This window comes from Kitasatospora sp. NBC_01250, from assembly GCF_036226465.1.
Taxonomy (GTDB): domain Bacteria; phylum Actinomycetota; class Actinomycetes; order Streptomycetales; family Streptomycetaceae; genus Kitasatospora.
The window spans coordinates 8,075,281-8,096,049 of the sequence record NZ_CP108476.1; the positions used below are offsets into that span (position 1 = coordinate 8,075,281).

At 72.6% G+C, this 20,769-nt stretch carries 18 protein-coding genes; 9 read left to right on the forward strand and 9 right to left on the reverse strand.

Translation table 11 applies throughout. The features are described 5' to 3' along the window. Positions 1-11 precede the first annotated feature (11 nt). Positions 12-419, reverse strand: a complete 408-nt coding sequence (locus OG500_RS34160) for a VOC family protein (RefSeq protein ID WP_329585928.1) — start codon at positions 417-419, stop codon at positions 12-14. A 104-nt stretch (positions 420-523) separates the two neighbouring features. Here OG500_RS34160 and OG500_RS34165 point away from each other — a divergent pair, with 104 nt between their 5' ends. Then, positions 524-1,528 carry a helix-turn-helix transcriptional regulator gene (locus tag OG500_RS34165; protein ID WP_329585931.1) on the forward strand — a complete coding sequence of 335 codons (1,005 nt, stop codon included), beginning with the start codon at positions 524-526 and terminating at the stop codon, positions 1,526-1,528. Between the two features lie 47 nt (positions 1,529-1,575). Here the strand turns inward: OG500_RS34165 and OG500_RS34170 are convergent, their stop codons facing one another. The 6 genes from OG500_RS34170 to OG500_RS34195 all read right to left on the reverse strand — a co-directional run bounded on the left by OG500_RS34170 (position 1,576) and on the right by OG500_RS34195 (position 7,889). Next, positions 1,576-2,535, reverse strand: coding sequence for a quinone oxidoreductase family protein (locus tag OG500_RS34170; RefSeq protein WP_329585934.1), 960 nt, complete (start codon positions 2,533-2,535; stop codon positions 1,576-1,578). A gap of 80 nt (positions 2,536-2,615) precedes the next feature. Continuing rightward, on the reverse strand, positions 2,616-3,479 hold the full coding sequence (locus OG500_RS34175) for an STM4011 family radical SAM protein (protein ID WP_327071791.1): 864 nt from the start codon (positions 3,477-3,479) through the stop codon (positions 2,616-2,618). A gap of 56 nt (positions 3,480-3,535) precedes the next feature. Further along, positions 3,536-4,900 (reverse strand): STM4012 family radical SAM protein, encoded by a 1,365-nt coding sequence (locus OG500_RS34180; RefSeq protein ID WP_329585936.1) that lies wholly within the window; start codon positions 4,898-4,900, stop codon positions 3,536-3,538. Continuing rightward, positions 4,897-5,742 carry an STM4013/SEN3800 family hydrolase gene (locus OG500_RS34185; protein ID WP_442789282.1) on the reverse strand — a complete coding sequence of 282 codons (846 nt, stop codon included), beginning with the start codon at positions 5,740-5,742 and terminating at the stop codon, positions 4,897-4,899. The genes OG500_RS34180 and OG500_RS34185 overlap by 4 nt, the downstream gene beginning before the upstream one ends. Before the next feature lie 51 nt (positions 5,743-5,793). Then, entirely contained in the window at positions 5,794-6,891 is a 1,098-nt protein-coding gene (locus OG500_RS34190) for an STM4014 family protein (RefSeq protein ID WP_329585939.1), read from the reverse strand. Between the two features lie 11 nt (positions 6,892-6,902). Then, positions 6,903-7,889: an STM4015 family protein gene (locus tag OG500_RS34195; RefSeq protein WP_329585942.1), complete on the reverse strand. Its 987-nt coding sequence runs from the start codon at positions 7,887-7,889 to the stop codon at positions 6,903-6,905. A 201-nt stretch (positions 7,890-8,090) separates the two neighbouring features. Here OG500_RS34195 and OG500_RS34200 point away from each other — a divergent pair, with 201 nt between their 5' ends. The 3 genes from OG500_RS34200 to OG500_RS34210 all read left to right on the forward strand — a co-directional run bounded on the left by OG500_RS34200 (position 8,091) and on the right by OG500_RS34210 (position 11,237). Further along, the gene (locus OG500_RS34200) at positions 8,091-8,450 is read left to right on the forward strand and encodes a hypothetical protein (protein ID WP_329585945.1); all 360 of its coding nucleotides are present in this window, start codon (positions 8,091-8,093) and stop codon (positions 8,448-8,450) included. Positions 8,451-8,607: 157 nt separating this feature from the next. Further along, entirely contained in the window at positions 8,608-9,855 is a 1,248-nt protein-coding gene (locus OG500_RS34205) for a DUF6745 domain-containing protein (protein ID WP_329585947.1), read from the forward strand. Positions 9,856-9,953: 98 nt separating this feature from the next. Further along, on the forward strand, positions 9,954-11,237 hold the full coding sequence (locus tag OG500_RS34210) for an FUSC family protein (protein ID WP_327070727.1): 1,284 nt from the start codon (positions 9,954-9,956) through the stop codon (positions 11,235-11,237). Between the two features lie 34 nt (positions 11,238-11,271). Here OG500_RS34210 and OG500_RS34215 read toward each other — a convergent pair whose 3' ends face one another. Next, positions 11,272-12,117 (reverse strand): SAM-dependent methyltransferase, encoded by an 846-nt coding sequence (locus OG500_RS34215; protein WP_329585952.1) that lies wholly within the window; start codon positions 12,115-12,117, stop codon positions 11,272-11,274. A gap of 193 nt (positions 12,118-12,310) precedes the next feature. Here OG500_RS34215 and OG500_RS34220 point away from each other — a divergent pair, with 193 nt between their 5' ends. Together OG500_RS34220 and htpG are read left to right on the forward strand one after the other, a co-directional pair. Further along, entirely contained in the window at positions 12,311-14,275 is a 1,965-nt protein-coding gene (locus OG500_RS34220) for a phosphocholine-specific phospholipase C (protein WP_329585957.1), read from the forward strand. Positions 14,276-14,444: 169 nt separating this feature from the next. Continuing rightward, complete coding sequence (htpG, locus tag OG500_RS34225; protein ID WP_329585959.1) at positions 14,445-16,424, forward strand: molecular chaperone HtpG; 1,980 nt, start codon at positions 14,445-14,447, stop codon at positions 16,422-16,424. Between the two features lie 117 nt (positions 16,425-16,541). Here htpG and OG500_RS34230 read toward each other — a convergent pair whose 3' ends face one another. Continuing rightward, a complete protein-coding gene (locus OG500_RS34230) occupies positions 16,542-17,516 on the reverse strand; it encodes a magnesium transporter CorA family protein (RefSeq protein WP_327070731.1) in 975 nt (324 codons plus the stop codon). Between the two features lie 117 nt (positions 17,517-17,633). On the opposite strand from OG500_RS34230, the gene OG500_RS34235 reads away from it, so the two are divergent. The 3 genes from OG500_RS34235 (at position 17,634) to OG500_RS34245 (ending at position 20,760) form a co-directional block, all read left to right on the forward strand. Next, positions 17,634-18,995, forward strand: a complete 1,362-nt coding sequence (locus OG500_RS34235; protein WP_442907100.1) for a VWA domain-containing protein — start codon at positions 17,634-17,636, stop codon at positions 18,993-18,995. 2 nt (positions 18,996-18,997) lie between these two features. Further along, positions 18,998-19,936, forward strand: coding sequence for a peptidase (locus OG500_RS34240; protein ID WP_329585967.1), 939 nt, complete (start codon positions 18,998-19,000; stop codon positions 19,934-19,936). A 173-nt stretch (positions 19,937-20,109) separates the two neighbouring features. After that, positions 20,110-20,760: a flavin reductase family protein gene (locus tag OG500_RS34245; RefSeq protein WP_329585972.1), complete on the forward strand. Its 651-nt coding sequence runs from the start codon at positions 20,110-20,112 to the stop codon at positions 20,758-20,760. Positions 20,761-20,769 lie beyond the last annotated feature (9 nt).

A 20,769-nucleotide genomic window follows, 5' to 3' on the forward strand; every position in this document is an offset into this window, starting at 1 on the left:
CACCGGGCGCCCTATCGCTCCGGTCGCTCCTGGCGCTGCACGGCCTCGGCGGTGACGGGCGTGAAGAAGTTGATCAGGTTCCCGTCGGGGTCCCGGAAGAGCAGCGAACGGTTGCCCCAGGGCATCGTGGTCGGCTGCTGGACGAACGCGCAGTCCAGGCGCACCAGGCGTTCGTACTGCGCGTCGACGTCGGCGACGCGGAACTCGGTGATCACCGTGCGGTTGGCGGCGGGCTCGGCGGAGCCGGCGCCGAACAGGGCCACCGTGCGGTTGCTCGCGATCGCCAGGGTGCAGGCCGGCGTGACGAGTTCCGCGAAGTCGGGGGTCGACCAGCGCGCCGGGACGGCGGTGACCTGCTCGTAGAACCCGACCAGGCGGGCGACGTCGTGGGTGATGATGCGGATCGAGACGAAGTTCATGACGGGCTTCCTGTCGCGGGACGCACGCCGGATGTCGGCGCCTTCCCCACGCTAGGAGCAATACCGGACAGGATCCGCCCGGTATCTGCGGCAGACTTTCCCGAGTGACCACCTCGACCGCCCGGGTGCTCGCCCTGCTGGAGATCCTGCAGGGCGGCGGCCTGCGCACCGTCCCCGACCTGGCCGCGCGCCTGGGCGTGGACGAACGCACCGTGCGCCGCTACGTCGGCCACCTGCTGGACCTCGGCGTGCCCGTCGACTCGGTGCGCGGTCGGCACGGGGGCTACCGGCTCGCCGCCGGCTACCGGATGCCCCCGCTGATGCTCACCGACGAGGAGGCGCTGGCCGTGCTGCTCGGGCTGCTGGCCGGCGGCCGGGGGTCGTCGGTCGGGTCCGCCGCGGCGGGCGAGAGCGCCGCGGCGAAGCTGCGCCGGGTCCTGCCCAAGCCCCTGGCGCGGCGGCTGGACGCGCTGCTGGAGACGGTCGACTTCACGGCGCGGCCGGACACCCGCACCGCTCCCGAGGCGCGGGTGCTGCTCGAACTGGCCGAGGCGGCACGCGATCAGCGGCCGGTGGCGATCGGCTACACCGATCGGCAGGGGCGGGCCGGTGACCGCACGGTCCGGCCGTACGGCTTGGTCGCGCACGCCGGACGGTGGTACCTGACCGGCGCCGACTCGGTGAGCGGCGAGGTGCGCACCTTCCGGCTGGACCGGATCACCGCTCTGACCGTGCAGCCGGGTGCGTTCGTCGTCCCGGCCGGGTTCGACCCGGTGGCCACCGTGCTGGAGGGCCTCGCACGGACGCCCTGGACCCACGAGGTGTCGCTGCGGGTCCGCGCCGACCTCGCCCACCTGCGCACCCGGCTGCCGGCCGGCCTCGCCACCGTGACGCCGCTCGCTGATGGCGGCGGTGACGGGGACGGTGGCAGTGATGGGGACGCCGGTTGGGTCCGGGTCCGGCTGCGGGCCGAGCGGCTGGACTGGATCCCACCGCTGCTCGCCGCCCTGGACCGCCCGTTCGTCGTCGAACACCCCGCCGCCCTGCGCGATCTGGTCCGCGCCCTGGCCCGCCGCCTCGACGAGTACGCGGCCGACGGCGGGCCGTGAGGCGGGGGGCAGTAGGGCGGGGGCCGTGAAACGGCAGCGGCCGGCGGCTAGCGGCTCGGGTCCAGCAGGAGCTTGCCGAACGTGCGGCGGGCCCGCAGGTCGGTGTGGGCGCGGGCTGCCTCGGTCAGCGGGTAGACGCCGCCGACCTGCGGCTTGAGGCGGCCGTCGGCGGTCATCGCGAACAGCTCGGCCATCGGCTCGCGGAACATGCCGGGGCGCCCGACACAGTGCATCAGCCAGAAGCCGACCACCGCCCGGGAGCGGCCCATCAGCGCCGCCGCCGTCACCGGGGTGGGCGCCACCCGCGAGGCCATGCCGTAGCTGACCAGTCGGCCGAACGGGGCGAGCGCGGCGAGCGAGGCGTCGAAGACCGGGCCGCCGGTCATTTCGAGGACGATGTCGACCTTGGCGCCGCCGTTCGCCTCGATCAGCGCCTCCTTGAGGCTCGCTCCGTCGGAGGGGGCCTCGATCGCCACGTCGGCGCCCAACTCCAGCGCCAGCTCCCGCTTCTCCTTGGACGAGGCGGTGGCGATCACCCGCCCCGCACCGAACTCCTTGGCGAGCTGGACGGCCAGCGACCCGGTGCCGCCGGCGGCGGCGTGCACCACCACCGACTCGCCCGGCGCGATCCGGGCACTGGTCCGCAGCAGGTGCCAGGCGGTGAGTCCCTGCACCACCAGCGCCAGCGCCTGCCCGTCGGTGACCTCCTCGGGCACGTCGTGCGCCATCGCCTTCGCCACCAGCGCCCGCTGCGCGTACCCGCCGCCGTCGGCGAGCGCGACCACCCGCCGCCCCTCGGCGGTGCGCCCCACCACCTCGGCGCCGGGCACCATCGGCAGCGTGCTCCGGGACAGGTAGGAGTCCTCGACGGCGTGCGTGTCCGCGTAGTTCACCCCGGCCGCCGAGACGTCGAGCAGCAGGTGCCCCGGCTGTGCCCCGGGATCCGGCAGGTCGACGACCTGCAGGACCTCCGGGCCGCCGAACTCGGTGATCTGGATCGCGCGCACTCGCACTCCTTACTCGCGGGTAGCTCCTCGCCGCTCAGCCAACACCGCCGCGGGCCGCTTGTCCAGAGCTAAGCAAGCGCTTATTCACCATGCTCCTCCCGGGCCGGGATCCGCTCCAGCACGCCGCCCGCGAAGACGTCGTACAGCGGCAGCGACTCCAGGTGCACATAGCCGATGTGGCAGTCGCAGACCGCCAGCGGGCAGGGGCGGGGCCGCAGCGCGGTGCGGTAGGAGCCGTCGTAGAGGTTGCCCAGCTCCTCGCGGACGAAGTGGCAGCGCCGCACCGTGCCGTCACCGTCCACCGAGACCACCGAGGCGCCGGTGCGGCAGGGCAGGCCGGCGCTGGCGTGCGGCTCGCGGCTGTAGCCGAACAGCGGGTCCAGCTCCGTCCACTGCCCGGCCTCGGCGTCGGTGTAGGTGCGGCCCTCGGCGGCGTTGATCCACAGGTAGACCCCGCCCGGCAGCTCGGTGCGCAACCGCCGGGCCGCCGCGAGGTGTTCGGGCTCGCCGACCACGCCCACGCTGTACCGCACGCCGCGCGCGGTCAGCTCCCGGCACTTGGTCAGGAAGCGGTCGTGGTCGACCTGCCCCGGGTGGTAGGTGGTCCACAGTGCCAGGGTGTCCAGGTCGGCCTCGGCCAGCCAGTCGGTGCGGCAGCTCAGGTTGGTCTGGATGGCCACCCGCCGGATGTGCGGCAGCCGGCTCAGCCGGGCGAGCGTGTCGCGGTACCAGGAGCGCACCAGGCCCTCGCCCCAGGGGGTGAAGAGCAGGGCGAGGGTGTCGCCCTGCTGCCCGGCCGCGGCTGCCCAGCCGGCGAAGCGCGCCAGGGCCGCCCGGTCGGCGCGCAGCTGCTCGGGGGTGTCGCGCCGCTTGGCGAACGGGCAGTACGGGCAGTCGTAGTCGCAGGAGGCGAGCGGGCCGCGGTAGAGGATGGTCAGGTCCAGGGGCTCGACGGCCCCGGGGCGCCGGGGCAGGCCGAGGTCAATCGGCTGACGGCCCATCACTTCGCCTGGTACGAGGCCATGTCGGCGCGCACCTCGGCCGAGAAGAGCGCGGGGCCGATCGCGTCGGAGTGTGCCAGGCCCTCGGGGGTCAGCCGCAACCACCCCGGCACGTCGGCAAGGTGTCCGTGTCCGTCCAGGGCGGCCAGCTCGGCGGCGAAATCCTCGGCCGGAGTGCTGCCGAACCGGCGCCGGTAGTCGGCGATCTCCATGCCCTGGGCCTGCAGCAGCGACTGGATCAGATGGCGGCGCCGGGACTCGGCGAGGGTCATGGGCCGGCCTACCTCGGCGTGCGCGAAGTCGGTGGTCGACACGAAGTCGTCGATGATGCCGCGGACTTCGCTCGCCCCCACCGCGTAGTCGAAGGAGTAGTGCAGCTTCGAGGTGTAGGAGCGGGCGCCGCAGCCCAGGCCCACCATGCCGTCGGTCTGGCAGCTGTACTCGCTGCTGCCCGCGTCGGGCGAGTCCAGTCGGCGGAACATCCGCATCGAGACCTGCTGGTAGCCGTAGGCGAGCAGATGGTCGCGGCCGGCCCGGTAGAGCGCGAGCCGCTGGGCGTCCCAGCCGGCCGAGGTGGCGGCCTCGGCGGCGCGCCGTCCCAGGCCGGTCAGCGGGCGCACGTAGAGGGGGTAGAGGTAGAGCTCCTCCGGCTGCCAGGCCAGCGCGGCATCCAGCGAGCGCAGCCAACTGGCCGTCGTCTGACCGTCGATGCCGTAGATCAGGTCGATGTTCAGCACCGGGAAGCCCGCCGCGCGGATCCGCTCCAGTGCCGCCTCCACGGCGGCCCGCTTCTGCGGGCGGACGGCGGACTTCGCCTCCTCGTCCAGGAACGACTGCACGCCCAGGCTGAGCCGGGTGGTGCCGCGCGCGGCCAGCACGTCGAGGCGGTCGGCGGTCGCGGTGTCCGGCGAGGCCTCGACCGAGAGCGGCACCGCGCGCAGGTCCACGCCCATCCGCCGCTCGGTGAGGTCGAAGAGGCGCTCCAGCTCGGCAGCGGTGAGATAGGTGGGCGTGCCGCCGCCGAAGGCGGCCAGTGCGAAGTTCGCGTCGGCGTCCAGTGCTTCGCGCACGGTGGCGGCCTGCCGGTCCAGCGCGTCCAGGTAGGCGGTGGTCAGGCCGTCCGGGCTGCCGATCCGGGTGAACAGGTTGCAGAAGCCGCAGCGCACCTCGCAGAACGGGATGTGCAGGTAGAGCGAGAGCGCGTGCTGCGGTTCGCCGGCCCAGAGCTCGCGCAGCGCCGGGCGCGGGTCCAGCTTCCGGTAGGCGGTCTTGTGCGGGTAGGCGTAGACGTAGGACTGGTAGGGGGAATCGGCTGACGGAACGTCAGGAGTACTTGGCGGGAGGAGGGTGAGCGGTGTGGTCATCGGGCTGTGGCCTCCTGGGCGGCGGGGAGGGTGAAGTGCGCGTAGGGGACGGTCCAGACCACCTCGTGGCCGATCCGGTGGCCGGTGTAGCCGTCCTCGCCGTAGGCGGTGCCGTGGTCGGAGCAGACGATCGCGAAGCACGGCCGCTGCCGGCTCATCGCCGCGAACAGCCGCCCGATGTGCCGGTCGACGTACTCCAGCGCAGCCGCGTGGCTGGCCCGGCTGTCGCCGTGCTCGCGGGTGGCGCCGGGCAGGTGGAACCAGTTGGGCTGGTGCAGGGCCGAGACGTTGAGGAAGAGGAAGAGCGGCTGCCCGGAGGGCTGTTCGGCGCAGACCCGCTCGGCGCAGGCGACCTGGGCCTCGAAGGAGGTGGCCGACGGAACGCCGAACTCCGGCTCCCAGTAGGCCTCCTGGAACAGGTTCGGCAGCACCGAGCCGAGCGGCCCCTGCCGGTTGAAGAAGCCGACCCCGCCGATGCAGACCGTGCGGTAGCCGGCCCCGGCCAGTGCGGCGGGCAGGTCGGGCGCGTCGAAGACCCAGGTGCGCGACTCGGTGGTCTCCGAGCCGGCGAACCGGGCGGCGAACAGGCGCGGATGCGGGCCGTCGGGCGACGCCGGGGTGGGCAGGAAGCCGGCCAGGATGGCCTGGTGGGACGCGTAGGTGAAGCTGCCGGGGGAGTGTCGCTGTTCCCACCGGCCACCGGGCAGCACGGCGGCGAGATTGGGGATCCGGCCCGCGGCGGCCAACTCCTGCGCCACGTCGAAGCGCAGGGTGTCCAGGGTGACCAGGAGCAGGTCATGACCGGGCAGGACGGCGTTCATGTCGGGTATCTGATGGTGCATGGGGAGCTCCGGGGCCGGGGCGTTCGATGGAAGGGGAGGACAGGCAGGGGGTCAGCGGGCGAGCAGCGCGGCGACCTGGGCGCCGTAGGTGTCGAGCCCCGCGGCGGGTCCCTCGGCCAGGCCGGTCAGCCGCGGCAGCAGGTCGCCGAAGGCGTTGACCTCGCCGACGAAGTGGCGCTGCCAGCCGGTGGCGGGCAGCAGGTCGACACCGACCATGGGGGCGTGCGGGAAGCAGGCGGCGGCGCGCTCGCAGACCGCCAGCAGCTCCGGCCAGCGGCGGCCGGCCGCCGCGCGGGCCTCCGGCAGGTCGCCGCGGGCGCCGCCGAGGTGGAGGTTGGTCATCGGACTGCCGCTGGTGCGGACCACGGCGTGGGTGGCCCGCCCGGCGACCACCACCACCCGCAGGTCCGCCGCCCGGCCCCGCTGGGTCGCCTTGGGGATCCACCGCTCGACCTGCAGCCCGTCGGGGGCCAGCAGGTCGACGACGGCGGAGATCTCCCGCTCGGCGGTGTAGCGGCGCACCCGCAGCGAGTTGTGCAACTCGCCGTCGGCGAGCTGCACGGAGGTGGTGGCCTGCAACCGCCCGCGCGGGCCGAACTCCAGGGCGAGCACCCCGGAGGCCGAGGAGGCGTGCGCGGGTTTGACGAACACCCGGCGCAGCCCGGCCGCCGCCAGCCGCTCCTTGAGGTCCGCCCAGCCCTGCAGGGGGCCCGCCGACTGGTCCAGCGCGGCGGGGACCGGCACCCCGTGCGCTTCCAGCAGCCGGTGCGTGCGGCGCTTGTCGAACATCGTGGCGATCTCGTCCGGATCGCCCAGCAGGGCGGCGCCGGGCGTCTGTCGGACGGCCAGTGCCACCCGCTCCAGTGCGGCGGTGAACCCCCGGTACCAGGCCGCGGTGCCCTCCACCCGGGTGGCGGCGAAGCCGGGGCCGAGCGCCGGGCCGCGCAGCAGCCGGTCGACGGCCTCGTCCTCGCCGGGCGAGTCGATGCGCAGCAGCGTGCCTGGGGTGATCCGGAACTCGCCGCGCAGCACGTCCGCCCAGGGCAGCACGGCGGGCTCGGGCAGGCCGGTGGCCAGGGCGGCGGTGCGGAACAACTCGACGCGCCGGTGGCCGGGGACGCCCAGGACGGTCAGGTGCGGGGGTGCCATGGTCGCTTCCGTTACTCGGCGTTGGCGGTGTAGCGCCAGGTCTCGCCGTTGTACTCGTCCGGCGTCTCCTGCTCGGAGAGGTCGACGGTCACCCCGGCCGGCTCCAGCTCGGTGCGCAGCCGCTCGACCATCGCGTCCGTCAGGAAGTGGTGGTGCAGGTCGAGGGTGCTCAGGTGGGTGAGCGGCTGGCCCTCGAGCAGGGCGGTGGCACCTTCGTCGGTGAGCGTGCCCATCGCCAGGCTCAGCCCGTCGAGTTGGGCGACCACCGGTGCGCCGGCCACGGCGGCGGCGATCTCGTCCTGCAACTCGCTGTTCTCCAGGCCGAGATGGCGCAGCGCGGGTAGCCCGGCGCCGGCCAGCAGCGGTGCGAGGTCGGTGATGGTCGCGTCGCCGCCGTACTCTTCGACGCCGAGCCAGAGTTCGAGCCGCTCCAGGGCGGGGAACTCGCAGGCGGTCACGGAGCGGACCACCGAGCCGGGCAGGCCGCCGGCCTCGAAGCGCAGCGCGCGCAGTCGTTCGTGCCGCAGTGGGCGCAGCGACAGCGGCGGGTCCGAGGGGCCGTAGCCGGCCGAGGCGCCGCGCACCACCAGCTCCTCCAGCTGCGCGAAGGACTCCAGCACGGGCGTGATGTCGGTCATCTGCAGCCAGGACAGCTCGCACTCCTCGCCGACCACGTCGCCGATGAACAGCGCCTGGAGCGCGGGCAGTTGACCGGCGGCGGCCACGATGGCGGCGAGCGGGCGGGTGAGCGGGTCGTAGTCGTCGCCCCACCAGTTGCCGATCACGACGGCCCGCACCCCGGTGGTGTCGACGCTGTCCAGGAAGGCCTGCCAGGCCTCCTCGAAGGACAGCTCGGAGTCGTAGTCGAGCCCGATCTTCCAGGCCGCGTCCGCGGCGGCGGGCAGCTCGGCCGCCTCGGACTCCTCGGACAGGGTCGCGGTGTGGTCGAAGACGGGCAGGCCGTGGAAGGCGGTGAGGTGGCCGCTGATCGTGGACAAGGCACTTCTCCTGTCGGGTGGTTGAGGTACCAGGGCGACGGTGGGGTGCCGGACAGGGCCCTGCGCGTCCGTCGTCGTGATCGAGGGCATTCCTATCAGCAGCCCAGGACAGCCCGGTTGTCGGACCCCCGCCGTAGCGTCGGTGCGGTCGGTGCGACGGCGGGCGAGTGGCGTCCGTACGGCCGGCCGGGGAGGCGTGACATGTACCGACAGGGTGATGTGCTGCTCGTGCCGGTGGACCCGAGCGCGGCATCGGCCGAAGCCGGGCTGGTGGAGCAGGTGGAGCGGGCCGGCCGGGCGGGGCTGACGAAGCAGCAGCGGGACGCGCGCGGCCGGCTGGTGCTCGCGCTCGGCGAGGTGACCGGCCACGCGCACGCGGTGGTCGGCCCGGGCGAGCTGCTGCGCGACCCGGGGGCGTTCGGGGCCGCGTGGCTGCACCTGCCCGAGGGCGGCCGGGTGGTGCACGAGGAGCACGCGGCGATCGCCCTGCCCAGGGGCTGGTACCGGGTGGTGCGCCAGCGCGAGTACGCGCCGGGGGCCGTCCGCGTGGTGGCGGACTGACACCGCGGCAGCCCGACCAGAGCGACCGGCGACCGGCGACCAATGACCGGCCGGACGCGGGTCCGGCGGCCGACCCGGTGACCGGCCGGAGACCGGTCCGGCGAATGGCCAGGCACCGATCCGGCGACCGGCCGGAGACCGACCAGGGAGAAGAGCGATGACGACGGTTCAGCAGCGCACTGCCGAGACCGATCCGGCCGTGCTGACGGCCGGCTGGCGCGAGGTGGCCGCCCGCACCGGGCCGGCCGACCGGGCGGCGGCCGAGCGGGGGGTGCTGGCCGCCTACCGGGCGGCGGGCCTGGCCGCCCCGCGGGCCCTGCTGTGGTTCGACTCGCCGCTCCAGGCCACCGCGGCCGCCCTGCTGCTCACCGGCGGCAGCGCGGCGGTGCAGGCCCGGCTGGGCGAGGACCGGGCCGAGGCTCTTCTCGCCCCGGTCGCGGCGCGGCTCGCGGCGGCCGGCGTGCCTCCCGAAGCGGGCGGCGCGGGGGAGAGCGTGCGGGAGGCGGTGCGCACCCGGCCGTGGGAGCGCGGCCGGGCCCGGACGCACGAGCGGCTCGGCGGTCCGGGCTGGGCCTCGCTCTGGTCGCTGACCGGTGCTGAACTCTGGCCGCAGAAGCAGGCGTTGACCGCACGGATCAAGGGCGCGGTGGCCGACCTGCTGGACGGATCCAGCGCGCAGGAGGCCGAGGACGAGGCGCTGCGCGCGGCGGGGGAGCACGACGCCGCCGAGCTGCTGCGCGAGCGGGTCCCGGCGGCCGTGGCGGCCGTCCGGCTCGCGCTGCTCGACGCGGTCCTCGGCCAGCACGACGCGGCCTGGCTGGCCGCCCAGGAGGCGGCCGGCCAGCTCGACGGCGAGCGTGACGGCGCCCTGTCCGCGCTGGCTGGGGTGGCCCGGGCCGCCGGCTGGTGGTGGCCCTACGCCCAGGTGGTGCTGCTCACCGAGCGCCCCAGCGAGCTGCACCGCGACGAGGCCGGGCGGCTGGACCGCGCGGACGGCCCCGCGCTCGCCTATCCGGACGGCTTCGCCCTGCACGTCTGGCGGGGCATGCCGGTGCCCGCCGACTTCCTGGCCGGGCTCGGCGGGCTGACCCTCGCCCGGATCCAGGCCGAGGAGAACGCCGAGCTGCGCCGCGTGATGCTGGAGCACTACGGCTATGACCGCTACCTGGCCGAGACCGGCGCCGAGCCGCTGCACCGGGACGGGACCGGGGTGCTCTGGCGGATCCAACTGCCGGGCGACGAGCCGGTGGTGATGGTGGAGGTGGTCAATTCGACGCCCGAGCCCGATGGCAGCAGCCGGACCTACTGGCTGCGGGTGCCGCCGCGCATCCGCACGGCGCGTGCCGGGGTGGCCTGGACCTTCGGGGTGACGGAGGAGGAGTACCGGCCGCTGCGCGAGACGTGACGCCCGGGGCTCCCCGGTACACCCGCCCGCGCCCCCCAATGGTGGCACCTGCGGTTTTCGCCGGTGTCGGCGTCGCTTCCCGGTGGAAGAAGGAGGGGATGCCCGGTGTGAGTGAGGAAGTGACAGGGATCGTCCGGCGCGGGCTGCGCGATCCGGCGGTGGTGCAGACGGTGCGTGCGACGGTGGCGGCGACCCTCGCCTATGTCGTCGCGCTGCAGGTGAGCAGCGAGCCGGCACCGCTGACCGCGCCGCTCACCGCCCTGCTCGTCGTGCAGGTCACCCTGTACGCCACCCTCACCACCGGCGTCCGCCGGGTGAACTCGGTGGTGGTGGGCGTGGTGATCGCCATCGGGTTCAGCTCGGTGATGGGGCTGAGCTGGTGGAGCCTGGGGCTGATCATCCTGGCCGCGCTGACCATCGGGCGTTTCGTGCGGGTGGACGAGTTCGTCAACGAGGTCGCGATCAGCGCGATGCTGGTGCTCGGGGTGACCAGGCTGGCCTCCCAGGCCTGGGACCGGGTGCTGGAGACGCTGGTCGGGGCGGTGGTCGGGCTGCTCTTCAACCTGGTGTTCGCCCCGCCGGTGTGGGTGGACACGGCCGGCGAGTCGATCGAGGACCTGGCCCGCCGCGCCCGCCACCTGCTGCTGCGGATCGGTGAGGAACTCGGCGAGCCGATCCCGGTCGCGCGCGCCGCTGAGCGGCTGCACGAGGCCCGCCGGCTCGACCAGGCGATCGCGGACGTGGACGCGGCGCTGCGCCAGGCCGAGGACAGCCTGCGGCTGAACCCGCGGATCACCGAGGGCCGGCTCTCGCGGATAGTGCTGCGCACCGGGCTGGACACCCTGGAGATCTGCGTGGTCGTGGTCCGGGTGCTGGCCCGCTCGCTGACCGACCTGGCCAAGCGGCGCGAGGTGGGCGAACGCCTCTTCCCGCCCGAGGTCGCCGTGGAGCTGGAGGAGCTGCTGGAGCACATCGGCAACGCTCTGGTCAGCTTCGCGGTCCTGGTGACCACGCAGGTCAGCAGTGACGCGCAGCAGGCCGAGAACCGGCTGGCCGAGGAGCTGACCGCGGCCTGGGCCAGCCGGGACCGGGTCGCCCAGCTGCTGCTGCGGCGCGTCCAGGAGCACCCCAAGGCCTGGCAGCTGCACGGCTCGCTGCTGGCCGAGGTCGACCGGATCCTCGACGAGCTTGACCTGGACCACCGCTCGCGGCGCCTGATGGAGGAGCTGGACCGGGCCTCGGCGGCCGACCGGGAGCGGTTCTCCCGGTTCGGCCGGCTGCGTCGGCTGATCCGCGGCGAGCGGGTGGGCCGGGACGGGCGTGCGCGGCGCCGTCGTGAGAAGGCGAAGCGCTCCGGTGACGAGCAGGTCAGCCGCGTTTGACGTCAGCCGCGTTTGACGTCAGCCGTGTTTGACGTCAGCCGCGTTTGACGGCCACGCCGCCGTACATCGCGATGTCCTGGTCGCGCACCGGGGCCGCGCCCGGGTCCGGCCGCCACTGGTGGACCAGGGCCACCCCGGGGTCGAGCAGCTCGTAGCCGTCGAAGAAGGCGGTCGCCTCCGCCTTGTCCCGGACCTGGAGCGGGATGCCGCGCGCGTTGTACTCGCGGCTGACCCCGCCCACGCCCACCGGGTCGGTGTCGCCGGTGAAGACGGTCAGGGCGAGGAAGCTGCCCGGGGCGAGCTGGTCCATGAGCCGGCGCACGATGCCCTGCGGGTCGTCCCGGTCGAGCACGAAGTGCACGATCGCGATCAGTGACAGTGCCACCGGGCGGCTCAGGTCCAGCACCTCGCGCAGCTGCGCCGAGCCGATGATCGAGTCGACGTCGCGCAGGTCGGCGTCCAGGTAGCAGGTGCGGCCCTGCGGGGTGCTCGACATCAGGGCCCGCGCGTGGGTCAGCACGATCGGGTCGTTGTCGACGTAGGCGACCCGCGTCTCGGGGGCGATGGCCTGGGCGATCTCGTGCACGTTGGGCGAGGTGGGGATGCCGGTGCCGATGTCCAGGAACTGGCGGACCCCGTACTGCTCGGTCAGGTGGCGCACGGCGCGCTGCATGAAGGTGCGGGTGGTCCGCATCGAGACGGGCAGGGCCGGCCAGGCCTCGACCGAGGCGTGGGCGGCCACCCGGTCCGCCTCGAAGTTGGTCTTGCCGCCGATGAGGTAGTCGTAGACCCGGGCCGAATGCGGGACCTCCATCCGCAGATCGACGGCCGGTCGGTCGTCATCCTCCGGCTTGTGCCTCATCCAGTCCGTGTCCGACATCCTCGGCCTCATCTCGTGGTCGTGTCGGGACAGAGTAACGGCCGTTCCGGCCTGCCGCGGCCTGAAGATGAAAGATCGTCATGGTGGTTCGTCGCCTCCGATTCATCTGCCGTACAGGGAAGTTGTCCAGCCAAGTTCCCTGCCGCTGCACGACCTTTCTCGGTAGTCCTCCACCGCGAAGAAAGGTCCCCGGATGTCCCCGATCTCCCGCCGCGCCCTGCTCGGTTCAGCCGCCGCCATCGGTGCGGGCAGCGCGCTCGGCGTGCTCCCAGGGTCGGTGCGCCGAGCCATGGCCGCGAGCACCGGGAGCGGTTCGCTCTCCTCGGTCAAGCACGTCGTGATCCTGATGCAGGAGAACCGCTCCTTCGACCACTACTACGGCACCCTGTCGGGGGTGCGCGGCTACGCCGACACCTCGCTGCTGCGCTTCCCGAAGGGCTCCAACGTCTGGAGCCAGAACACCAAGGGCTCGGCCGGCGGCGGCAGCATCCTGCTGCCCTGGCACCTGAACACCGCACTGACGGACGCCCAGCAGGTGGAGGACCTCGACCACTCGTGGAGCGGCACCCACGGTGCCTGGAACGGCGGTCTGAACAACAACTGGATCCCGGAGAAGACCGGGTACACCATGGGCTACTACACCCGCACCGACCTGCCGTACCACTACGCGCTGGCCGACGCCTTCACCATCTGCGACCAGTACTTCTGCTCGGTCCAGGGCCCGACCAACCCGAACCGGCTCTACCAGTGGACCGGCATGGTCGACCCGAACGGCACCGGCGGCGGGCCGGTCACCGACAACAGCGAGGCCGGCTACTCCTGGACCACCTACCCCGAGATGCTGCAGGACGCCGGCGTCTCCTGGCGGGTCTACCAGGAGGCCGACAACTACGACGACAACCCGCTCGCCTGGTTCACCCAGTTCAAGAACGCCGCGACCAACGACCCGCTGTACGTCAACGGCATGGCCCGGGTGGCGAACATCGCCTCGGCGATCAGTGCGGACATCGCGGCCGGCACCTTCCCGACCGTCTCGTGGGTGGTGGCGCCGACCGCGCAGTGCGAGCACCCGGCCAACCGCCCGGCCGACGGCGCGGACTTCGTCAACGGCGTGCTGTCGGCCATCGCGGGCGACCAGGCCACCTGGGACTCCACCGTCGTCTTCTACAACTTCGACGAGAACGACGGCTTCTTCGACCACGTCGCCCCGCCCACCGCGCCCTCCGGCACCGCCGACGAGTACATCAGCGGCCTGCCGATCGGCATGGGCCCGCGGGTGCCGATGACGGTGATCTCGCCCTGGTCCACCGGCGGACGGGTCTGCTCGCAGACCTTCGACCACACCTCGCCGCTGCGCTTCGCCGAGCTGGTCACGGGTGTGACCTGCAGCAACATCTCCGCCTGGCGGCGCTCCGTGAGCGGCGACCTGACCAGCGCGTTCAGCTTCGGGGCGAGCCCGGTCGCGTTTCCCACCAACCTGCCGAACACCGCCGCGCTGGTCACCGCCGCGAACAACGAGGAGAGCCTGCCCGCGCCCAAGGTGCCCAGCGCGGGCGCGCTGCCCGGCCAGGAGTCCGGCGACCGGCCCGCGCAGGCGCTCGGCTACGTCTTCGACACCACTTCCTGGACCGACACCTCGACCGGCCGGATCTGGTTCAAGACCGTCTCCGGCGGTCCGCTGGGCGGCGCCTTCACGGCCTACACCGTCAACGACCGGACCTACGCCGCCTGGCCCTACACCTGCGCGGCCGGCGGCTCGATCTCCGACTACTTCTCCGCCAAGACCTACGGCGGCGGCCCCTACGACATCGACCTGCACGGCCCCGACGGCTACCTGCGCGGCTTCCAGGGCAATGTGCTGACCTGGTCGAACAGTGCCAAGGCGCACCTCGAGGCGGCCGTGGTGGACGGGCGGGACGGCGCCACGCTGACCCTGACGCTGACCAACGCGGGCTCCGTCGCCGCCGTCTTCACCGTCAACGCCAACGCCGCCTACCTGGCCGGCTCCGGCTCGGCGACGCAGGTGACCGTCGCGGCGGGCGGCTCGGTGACCCGCACGCTGTCCGCCACCGCGGCGGGCCGTTACGACTACACGGTCACCGCCAACACCGGCGACGGCTTCGCCCGCCGCTTCGCCGGCCGGCTGTACGCGCAGTAGTCGCCGCCCGGCGGTCCATCACCGGCTGTGAGCCGACCGGGACTTCGCGCCCGGTCGGCTCGCGGTCTGCCCGTCTTCCCTGCTGAAGAGGGGTTTGCCCGACAACCCGTTCGTCTAAAGTACTCAGGTCAGATCCCGACACCAGGTGACCTGAGAAGGAATAACGGATATGCCGACTGAGACGTTCGAGTTTCAGGTGGAAGCGCGCCAGCTTCTGCAGATGATGATCCACTCGATCTACTCGAACAAGGACGTGTTCCTGCGTGAACTCGTCTCCAACTCCTCCGACGCGCTCGACAAGCTGCGGCTGGAGGCCCTGCGGGACGGCTCGCTCGACGCGGACGTGTCCGATCTGCACATCGAGATCGAGGCCGACAAGCAGGACCGGACGCTGACCGTGCGGGACAACGGCATCGGCATGTCGCACGATGAGGTGGTCCAGCTCATCGGCACGATCGCCAACTCCGGTACCGCGAAGTTCCTCAAGGAGCTCAAGGAGGCCGAGAACGCCGCCACCGCCGAGGGCCTGATCGGGCAGTTCGGCGTCGGCTTCTACTCCAGCTTCATGGTGGCCGACGAGGTCACGCTGGTGACCCGGCGCGCGGGCGAGGGCCAGGGCACCCGCTGGTCGTCGACCGGCGAGGGCACCTACACCGTCGAGACCGTCGAGGACGCCCCGCAGGGCACCTCGGTTACCCTGCGGCTCAAGCCGGAGGACACCGAGGACAAGCTCTACGACTACACCTCGCCCTGGAAGATCCGGGAACTCGTCAAGCGCTACTCGGACTTCATCACCTGGCCGATCCGGATGGCCGTGGAGCAGCCGGCGGCGCCCGCCGCCGACGCGCAGGGCGAGGACGGCGAGGCGTCGGCCGACCAGGCGCAGGCCCCGGCCGAGCCCGAGACGCTGAACTCGATGAAGGCGCTGTGGGCGCGCTCGCGCGACGAGGTCACCGACGACGAGTACCACGAGCTGTACAAGCACATCAGCCACGACTGGAACGACCCGCTGGAGGTCATCCGGCTCCAGGCCGAGGGCACCTTCGAGTACCAGGCGCTGCTGTTCATCCCGGCGCACGCGCCGCAGGACCTGTTCATGCAGGGCTACCAGCGCGGCATCCAGCTCTATGTGAAGCGCGTCTTCATCATGGACGACTGCGAGGCGCTGATGCCGCCCTACCTGCGCTTCGTCAAGGGTGTGGTGGACGCGCAGGACCTGTCGCTCAACGTCTCGCGCGAGATCCTGCAGCAGGACCGGCAGATCCAGCTGATGCACCGCCGCCTGGCCAAGAAGGTGCTCTCCACGGTCAAGGACCTGATGTCCGCCCACCCGGAGCGCTACGCCACCTTCTGGCAGGAGTTCGGCCGGGTCGTCAAGGAGGGCCTGCTCAGCGACTTCGACAACCGCGACGCGATCCTCGGCGTCTCCTCCTTCGCCACGACGCACGTCGCCGACGGCGAGGACGGCAAGGAGCAGCCCACCACGCTGGCCCAGTACGTCGAGCGGATGAAGGAGGGCCAGGAGCACATCTTCTACCTCACCGGCGAGTCCCGGCAGGCCATCGAGAACTCCCCGCACATGGAGGCGTTCCGGGCCAAGGGCATCGAGGTGCTGCTGCTCACCGACCCGGTCGACGAGGTGTGGGTCGAGGCGGTGCCGGCGTTCGACGGCAAGGAGTTCCGCTCGGTGGCCAAGGGCGAGGTCGACCTCGGCACCGAGGAGGAGAAGAAGGAGGCCGAGACCGAGCGCGGCAAGCAGCAGGAGGAGTACGCGGGTCTGCTCTCCTGGATGTCGCAGCAACTGGGCGACACGGTCAAGGAGGTGCGCCTCTCCTCGCGCCTGACCGTCTCGCCGGCCTGCATCGTCTCGGACGCGGGCGACGTCACCCCGGCGCTGGCGAACATGTACCGCGCGATGGGGCAGCCGATCCCCGAGAGCAAGCGGATCCTCGAACTCAACCCGACGCACGCGCTGGTCAGCGGCCTCAACCGGGCGCACGCCGGTCGCGCGGAGGGCACCGAGGAGGCTTCGCTCGCCGAGGCGGCCGAACTCGTCTACGGCATGGCCCTGCTGGCCGAGGGCGGCGAGCTGAGCGACCCGTCGCGGTTCGTCAAGCTGATGGCCGACCGCCTGGAGCGTACGCTCTAGGCCGGCGGCCGGCGTGGGCCACGGTCGCGATCGCGCGGTCGTGGCCCACGCGCGTTGCGGCGCCGTCCTTCCGCGCCGTCCTTCCGCGCCGTCGCCCTGCGCTGTCGCCCTGCGCCGTCAGACCCAGTCGCGGCGCTTGAAGGTCACGTAGAGCACCACCGAGAGCACGATCATGATGACGGTGGAGGCCCAGAAGCCGGCCTGGGTGCCGAAGCCCGGATAGGGGACGTTCTGGCCGTAGAAGCCGGTGACGGCGGTGGGCACGGCGATGATCGCGGCCCAGCTGGTGACCTTCTTCATGATCATGTTCATCCGGTTGCCCTGGACCGTCAGGTTGGTCTCCATCACCGTGGTGACCAGGTCGCGCAGGGACTCGGTCCACTCGGTGGCGCGCAGCACGTGGTCGTAGACGTCCTGGTAGTACGGCATCATCGGCTCGTTGACCACGTGGACGTCGCGCCGCAGCAGGGAGTTGACCACCTCGCGCATCGGCAGCACCACGCGGCGCAGCTTGACCAGGCTCTTGCGCAGCTCGTAGGAGGTGCGCTGGACCTCCTGGATCTGCTCGGGGCTGTCCTCGAAGAGCAGGTCCTCCAGGTTCTCGATCCGCTCGTCCAGCACCTGGACGGCCTTGAAGTGGCTGTCGACCAGGTAGTCCAGCAGCCCGTGCACCAGGAAGCCCACGCCGTGTTCGGCCAGCTCCGGGGTGTTGTCCCAGCGCTCGACGACGTGGTCCATGTCGCAGTGCCGACCCTTGCGGATGGTGATCAGGGCGTTGGGCGTGATGAAGGCGGCGACCTCGCCGACGCTGAAGGCGGCGGTGTCGGGGTCAAGGCAGACCGCGTAGGCGGAGAGGAAGAGGTGCGTGCGGTAGCGGTCGAGCTTGGGGCGCTGGTGGTCGTTGCGGGCGTCCTCGACGGCGAGGGCGTGCAGGCCGAACTCCTCGATGATCGTCTCGAAGTCGGCGGACTCCGGGTCGTGCACGTCCAGCCAGACCGTGGATTCGGGGTCCCCTATGTAGTCGGAGATCTCCTCGGCGGGGAAGCCCTCCAGTTTCAGGGTGCCGTTGCGGTACAGCCGGGTGCGCATCATGGCGGACACCCTAGCCGTGCTGCCAACACCGCTCGCACCGGCCCGGTGGGGCACCGTGGCCGCCCGGGATCTCGGGACACCGGGGGCGATTCGTATTAAAAACTGATGATCCATAAGATGCGCCCTGTGACGATCACCAAACGACGATGGCCGGCCCGTCCGGCCGCCCTGTCGGCAGCCCTGCTGACGGTGGCCTTCTCGGTCCTGGGCGGCGGCCTGCCCGCCCAGGCCGACGCCCCGACGCCCACCGCCAGTGCGCCGACCACCACCGAAGCGCCCAAGGTCGACCTCATCCTCGACGTCAGCGGCTCCATGGGGACCGCCGACATCGAGGGCCGGAGCCGGATCTCGGTGGCCCAGCAGTCCATCGACGAGGTGATCGACGCGCTGCCGCCCGAGGCCGAGTTCGGCATCCGGACGCTGGGCGCGACCTACCCGGTGAGCGACAAGACGGACGGCTGCAAGGACACCAAGGTCCTCTACCCGGTCGGCAGGACCGACAAGGTCGAGGCCAAGACCGCCGTCGCCACCCTGCGCCCCACCGGCTGGACCCCGATCGGCCTGGCCCTGCAGGGCGCGGCACAGGACCTGGGCACCGGGCAGGCCACCCGCCGCGTGGTGCTGATCACCGACGGCGAGGACGACTGCGCCCCGCCGGACCCGTGCGACGTGGCCCGCCAGCTGGCCGCCCAGGGCACCCACCTGGTGGTGGACACGCTGGGCCTGGCCCACGACGACCAGGTCCGCCAGCAGTTGCTCTGCATCGCCAACGCCACCGGCGGCACCTACACCGACGTGCGCACCCAGCAGCAGCTCACCCAGCGGGTCCAGCAACTGGTCCAGAAGTCGGACACCAGTTACCGGGCGACACCCGCCAACGTCTCGGGCTCCGACAGCTGCGCCGGCGCCCCGCTGCTCACCCCCGGCGTCTACGCCGACCGGGAGAAGTTCTCCGAGCACCGCTACTACCGCGTCTCGGTCAAGCCCGGCCAGGAGCTGCGCGCCTCGGTGAGCGTCACCCCCGACCGCGCGGTGGCCCGCGACTACGGCGTACTGCTGCAGGCCAGCGACGCCTCCGGCCAGGAACTCGTGCGCGGTTCGGACGCGGGCAGCGGGCGCACCGACGTCGCCTCCACCGGGGTGCGCTGGTCCGCCAGTGACTCGCCCAGCGCCACCGCCACGCCGACCGGCGGCTCCACGGGGAGCACGGGGAGCACGGCCGACGCGAGCGCCGGTCAGATCGTCTGCCTGACCGTGAGCAACTCCTTCGCCGCGCAGCCCGGCGTGCAGACCGACCCCGGTCTGCCGCTGGAGCTGACGGTGGACGTCGTGAAGGCCTCGCCCGCGCCGGCCGGCCCGGCACTGGGCCTGGGCCGCGGCTGGATCATGCTGCTGGTGCTCACCGGGGCGGGGCTGGTCACCGGCCTGCTCTGGGGCTGGATCGCCCGGTGGCGGATCTCTGTCTGGCGGGAGAACTGACGATGCGTGGCACCTACTTGACCACCCTGTCCGCTGCTCGGGTCGTTGCGCGGGGTACCGCGGTGGCCGCTGTCGCCGCCCTGGCACTCGGCGCGCCCGCGGCCCGGGCGGCCTCGCCCTCGGCGCAGCCCTCCTCCTCGGCGAGCGGTGCGGCGCCGGTGACCAGCTCCGGCACCTCCTTCCTGACCGCCACCACGCTGGCCGCGGGCCAGTCGGCCCAGGTCACCGCCTCCACCGGCGACTACCTGTACTGGGCGTTCGCCGCCTCGGCCGGCCAGACCGACACCGTCAAGGTCGACGTCACCCTGCCGCCGTCCGCCCAGCGGCACGGCTCGCAGACCTGGACGGTGGACCTCTTCGACGGCCTGCGCCGTCGCCAGGCCTGCACCGCCGGACCGCAGAACGGCACCGCCGACCAGAACACCGGCTCGGTCTCGATGAGTTGCACCCTGCGGCAGATCCGCTCCTGGGCCGAGCCCTGGTCCGGTGATCCGCTGCCCGGCACCTACTACGTCCGGCTCTCCGTCTCCGACGTGCAGCAGCCGGACCTCGGGCTGGCCGCCCAGGTGAACCTCCAGGTCGGCTCGGAAGGCGGGGCGGACGACGCCCAGCCGGAGGGCGGCGACCTGAAGGCACCGCTGGTGCCCCCGGTCAACCCCGGTGCGACCGCCGCCCCGGGCGCCACGAGCGCCCCGAGCCCGACCCCGGCGGCCACCGCCGCCGCCACGCCCGGCGGCGCCCTGGTCGCGGCACCGACCGCGCCGAAGAGCCACTGGTACTCCGGCCTCTTCTCCGGCTGGAACACCCGCTGGTTCTGGACCCTGGGCGGCGCCGCCCTCGCCTCCCTGGCCGGCGTCGGCGGCTACACCCTCACCCGCCACCCCCGCGGCCGCCGCCCCTGGCCCCCGCGCCCGCCCCACCCCCACGGCGACCTCTCCTGACCCGCCCCACCCCCACCCCGGGCCCGGCGCGCCACGGCGCACCGGGCCCGGGGTCTTTCGTGCCCCAGAGCGGCCCAGAGCGGGGAACGCGGTGTCCGATTGCCGCCAGCGCCGGGGGTGGCGGTTCGCGGAGAGTGGGGTCGTTGGATCATCTCCGGTGGAAGGCAAGAGACATGCATGTGGTCCCAGGACTGAAGGTGCTGTACTTCGGGACTCCCGTGGTGCTGGTCGGTACCCGCAACGAGGACGGGTCGGCGAACCTCGCGCCGATCTCGTCCGCGTTCTGGCTGGGGCAGTCCGGCATGATCGGGATGGGCAACGGGAGCCAGACGGTGGCGAATCTGCTGCGCGAGCGCGAGTGCGTGCTCAACCTGCCGTCCGCTTCGATGGTCGACGCGGTCGACCGGATCGCGCTCACCACGGGGAACCCGGTGGTGGAGGAGTACCGGGTGCAGCAGGGCTACCGCCACGTGCGCGACAAGTTCGCACTGGCAGGCCTGACCGAGCAGGTGGCGGAGCTGGTACGGGCGCCACGGGTGGCGCAGTGCCCGATCCAACTGGAGTGCCGCGTCGTGGCCGTGCACCCCTTCGGCGAGGTCGGGCCGAACGTCTCCGCGTTCCAGGTGGAGGTCCTGCGCGCCCACGTCGAGGAGGAGTTGGTGATCCCGGGCACGCAGTACGTGGATCCGGTGGGCTGGGACCCGCTCATCATGAAGTTCTGCGAGTTCTTCGGCGGCGGAGCGAACCTGCGCCCCTCGCGCCTGGCGCAGGGCTGGCAGATGCCGCACCAGCTGGGGGAGCGTGCTGGACACATCCGGGTGTAGGGATCCTGC